At 38.7% G+C, this 3,627-nt stretch carries 2 protein-coding genes; both read right to left on the bottom strand.

All coding sequences use genetic code 11. From position 1 onward, the window contains the following. Positions 1 to 53: 53 nt before the first annotated feature. The gene (locus ACYVG7_RS10875; protein WP_460883131.1) at positions 54 to 2,909 is read right to left on the bottom strand and encodes a hypothetical protein; all 2,856 of its coding nucleotides are present in this window, start codon (positions 2,907 to 2,909) and stop codon (positions 54 to 56) included. Next, positions 2,899 to 3,591, bottom strand: coding sequence for a site-specific integrase (locus tag ACYVG7_RS10870; protein WP_460883130.1), 693 nt, complete (start codon positions 3,589 to 3,591; stop codon positions 2,899 to 2,901). The genes ACYVG7_RS10875 and ACYVG7_RS10870 overlap by 11 nt, the downstream gene beginning before the upstream one ends. Positions 3,592 to 3,627: the final 36 nt, after the last annotated feature.

Below are 3,627 nucleotides of genomic sequence, written 5' to 3'. Positions count from 1 at the left end.
TATGTTGGGAGTCACATAGAAGATCAGATCCTGGAAAACGGGAAAGGTTCCGTTCAGGACGCTACTTGTGTATAAGAGTCAGGAACTGAACAGCCGACGTTTTGCAATATACTATTCAAATTATTAGTGAAACTTTCAGCAGTTAAGCAACACACTTCATTATTAATTTTATAAATGGCGATGCGTTTTTTGAAAGGATGATCGCTGTTCAACTTACTACGTAACCCATAAGTTAAATTATCCCGTAGATAAAGAAGATCTTTCAGTGCATTCGCCACCTGCTTGCCACTCACCATCTCATCTAAGCCAATATCTTGTCCGTCCAGTACGAACTTGTGGAATTGAGTTTTATATGACGCTCGACGTTTAAAAAGCCTGATAAAGTAGGTACTGGCGCCAGCAATTGGTGAGTCCATTTGCATCAAATCATCTGTCTCAAGTTCCATAACAGGAGTGATATTCCATCCTGTCTTTAGTAAAACTCTAGCAAGAGTTAGGCAAAGCGTCTGCAGTTGAGTTAGCACACTTTTTTTGAGACAAACATCAATATAAAACGCTAATTCATGAACTTGCTCGACCGAATATGCTTTTTTCTGGTTATCTTCTTTCTTATGCTTGTCACGCCGCGTTGTTGAGATAGGATAAGCCTTGATAACGGCTAATCCTTTTTTAAGGAGCATCCAGTCAATTGCTATTTGCAACATTTGCGCGCTGGAAACTTCAAGTTTGTTCGAATTAGTCAAATCACGTATTTTCTTGCGGATTCTTTTAAGAATAGAATGATGATTTTCATTCAATGCTGCCAGCCCGTGGATCGACAACTGTTTTATTTCACTTTCGTTTAGCTCGTCTTTAATGTAATTGAATGCAGATATAAAACTTCGGAAGTAACCTCTTATGGAAATATTTTGCACCTGGTCGAGTTTAATGTTCACAGTACTTATGGCATGAATTTCTCTGAGGTCATTAGCCAACTGTGGAAAAGAAAAACATATACTTTCAATACTCATAAACTGATGTTTACCAACTCGACCTGTATGATCAAACACCAAAAATTCTGGGAGCATCATTTTTACGATATTTTCATTTTTTGTAACATACTTAAGTACATCAATGAGAGCTGTAACGGCTTTAAAATTACGGTCACGAGTCCCCGCATTTTGGAATGTCGATTTTTTTTGTTTCTTTTGTTCTGATGCTTGATCCCGAAAGGACATTATCTTACGCATTAGTACGCTGTCGTTTACAAATGCTGAAACACCATGCTGTTTAATTTCATTAATCTGTGACTGGCTTAATCCACATTTAAGATCAACTAAGAAACTTGATAACTTTCGCAACTCTTGTATCTTAGTTGGTACATTATCACGGTCATTATCTGGTTTTTTAATACATAATGAATCTAGATAACTTATGACTTCTACCTCAAGAGTAGGAGAGAGCACTGCTACACCAGTAATATCAACATCCCAACCTGATTTGTTAATAATAAGTGTTTTTTCTTTATTGGATGTAAAATTGTTAATGCCAAAGACATCTGGCAAGGCTTCACGGATTAACACTCCAAAACTTAAGCGCTCGTGATTATCCACAATTGACAGGCAAGCCTCATTGAACAACTCAGCATGCCCAACAACCCCTTTAAGGCCATGTTTAAGCAGAAGCTCTCTTAGGCGGTCCGATGTTGCGAGTTTTTCAATGCATCTCGATACACGGCTAGCAATAGAGCGACTAGCATCTAGGCTTGGATGTTTTTTTGCAATACTTTGCAATACACTATGGCACTCAAGTGCAAACTCTGGCGATACGCTATACAAGCCATAAAGGTTAGCCATGAGATTACCCGCTTGAAAAGTAATCGGACCTACAAGTCGCGAGTCCATGAAGTGAAAACTTATTATCTTTGCGAGATGCAGAGTCACTGTCACACCACAACGTGGATCATTAATCAAAATACATTCTGCATTTGCCCAAAATAATTTATCAGCAAAAGCATCGAGACCTTTTATTTGTAGAGTTTTAGCATTTTCACCAAGCCCAGCAAGCAAAATAGGAAGGGCGCGAACGACAAAGCTCAACTTTGCATTTAAAGTAGCAGATCCTCTTGGAAACCAACTAATATCTTTTAAATAAAAATGTCGTTGAATAGCAACAATATCAAGTGCAAGTTTTTCTGAAAATTGATGGATAGAATGCAGAAGAGAGTTGTGCTTATACGGACTCGGCATCTGCTGACTCAGCATTTCACGTAGGATCCAATTAATAGCAACCCTAGTATGTTTAGACGGAAGAACTGCTATTTCTTGCGCAAGATTTATACGTTTAATCAGACCAGGTAAACCTTTGTTTTTCAGGCAATCGTATATATCTGATGACGCAGATAATTGTTCTATAGCACTTACGGCACATACAGCATGTGCTTTTGTAGTCCGAGTACTTGAAACGTTACTGAATACATTGCTTAGAATTTTGTGACACTCCGTGACCAAATCGCCTGAAATATGATACAACCGGAACAAGCTTATATGTTTCTCGCCAATATTAATTTTTGATGGCGCCAAGGTTTCCGGCTTCTGCGTAAGTAATTTAATAGCGCTTTCGAAGTGAAACGCTAGCTTGTGCCCATTATGAAACTTAGTAGCCATAACTTCTTCAGCTTTGAGCCAAAATGTTAGATCATTGAATGCTAACAATCCATCTTCAACTAGATGAATTGCATCAGTGCCTAGATTCTCTAGGAGCACGGGCAGGGCATCAGAGATAGCTTTCTTTCGAGCATTCCAATTACTAACCGATAGTTCATTATTGCAGTCACATTGACTCAATCGCACTGATATTGTTTTTAAGTCTTTGTATAATTGAGCGCATGTTATTTTAAGTTCTTGAACGGCTGTTTTTTCATGAAACATTTCCGGCTCCTTCTTTAGTTAATAACTCTTTAGTTGAGCCGTAAACAGTTTCAACCCATTCCAACATGGTTTTCTCAAAACCTTCATTATTTACAAAGTTTATATATTGCTTCGTGGTTTCGAAGTCGGAATGCCCTAATAATGACATCAACTTATATTTTATATAACTTTCGCTCTTACCGGCTTGGATCAAAAATGCAGCAAGATTAGTTGCGAAGGTGCTCCGCAGGTCGTGAAATGAGCGGCATAAACGACCTAAGCCTTTTGCCTCCATTTCTTTTCTAACCAACTCGACAATATTGCTAGGACTTCCATCGCTCATGCGATGCCCTCTGTTATTTATAAACAGTGGAATGACCTCATCAACACCATTTTCAGCCTGAAATTTATTAAGTCGCCGTGCATACTGTTTTGTGTTGATATAATCCCACATTTCATGCATGAGTTGTTTTGTAACGAAGACTGTTCGCTCTTTGCCAAGCTTACCTTTAAAAGACAAGTACCAGCCGGGTTGGTTGCTATCTACCGGATTCCTAACAAAATCTCGATTCAACATTAAGCACTCGAATTCACGCAGGCCAACCATGTAACCTAATTTTGCCCACAATCGGTATGTGTCATTTTTACGGAGCACATCCAGGGCTGACGCATCAGTGTTTATACTTTGAACAACCCCATACATTCGAACAAATATTGTTCATTCAGACAGCAGAGCCTG

The organism is Pseudaeromonas pectinilytica, from assembly GCF_054780855.1.
This window is presented reverse-complemented; position numbering and strand designations above follow the sequence as displayed.